Annotated in this window: 1 protein-coding gene; it reads right to left on the bottom strand. The window is 49.6% G+C overall.

Features of this window, described 5'->3' with window-relative positions; all coding sequences use genetic code 11:
* Nucleotides 1-1,126, bottom strand: a 1,126-nt coding sequence (tuf, locus tag BM331_RS11335; RefSeq protein WP_256214911.1) for an elongation factor Tu, incomplete at both ends; no start/stop codon positions are given.

Raw genomic sequence — 1,126 nt, 5'->3', positions numbered from 1 at the left:
TTACTTTGGCGACCACACCGGCGCCAACGGTACGCCCACCTTCACGAATAGCAAAACGCAATCCTTCACTCATTGCTATCGGTGCAATCAAATTGACGTTAACCGATATATTGTCACCTGGCATCACCATTTCAACGCCTGCCGGCAATTCAATGGAACCTGTCACATCAGTTGTCCTGAAATAAAACTGTGGGCGATACCCTGCAAAAAAGGGTGTATGTCGACCACCCTCTTCTTTACTCAATACATATATCTCTGCAGAAAATTTGGTGTGTGGCAGTATGCTGCCCGGTTTAGCCAGAACCTGACCACGTTCTACCTCTTCTCGCTTGGTACCTCTTAATAAGATGCCAACGTTGTCTCCAGCCTGCCCTTGATCCAGCAATTTCCGAAACATCTCGACACCGGTACATATCGTTTTGATTGTAGGCCGCAACCCCACGATTTCTATCTCATCACCAACCTTAACTATACCGCGCTCTACACGCCCTGTCACAACAGTTCCACGCCCAGAGATCGAGAACACATCCTCAACAGGCATAATAAAAGCCCCATCAATCGCTCTTTGTGGCTCTGGGATGTATGAATCCAGTACTTCCGCCAGCTTCAGGATGGCCGCTTCACCGATGTCACTTTTATCCCCTTCCAGCGCCTTCAGTGCCGAACCAATGATAATAGGCGTATCATCCCCCGGAAAATCATACTTGGATAACAGTTCGCGTATTTCCATTTCGACGAGTTCAAGCAATTCGGCGTCGTCTACCATGTCAGCCTTATTCATGAAGACAATGATATAAGGCACTCCCACCTGCCGCGCCAGCAGAATATGCTCGCGCGTCTGTGGCATGGGCCCATCAGCTGCTGACACCACCAGAATAGCGCCATCCATCTGCGCCGCTCCTGTGATCATGTTCTTCACATAGTCGGCGTGACCCGGGCAATCAACGTGTGCGTAATGGCGCTTATCCGTTTCGTATTCAACATGGGATGTGTTAATAGTAATCCCACGCGCACGCTCCTCGGGAGCCGAATCTATCTGAGCATATGACTTGGCTTCTCCGCCAAATTGCTTGGTCAGTATTGTTGTGATCGCTGCCGTTAGCGTCGTTTTACCATGATCCACATG

Source organism: Nitrosomonas eutropha (assembly GCF_900116685.1).
Taxonomy (GTDB): Bacteria; Pseudomonadota; Gammaproteobacteria; order Burkholderiales; family Nitrosomonadaceae; genus Nitrosomonas; species Nitrosomonas eutropha_A.
This window is presented reverse-complemented; position numbering and strand designations above follow the sequence as displayed.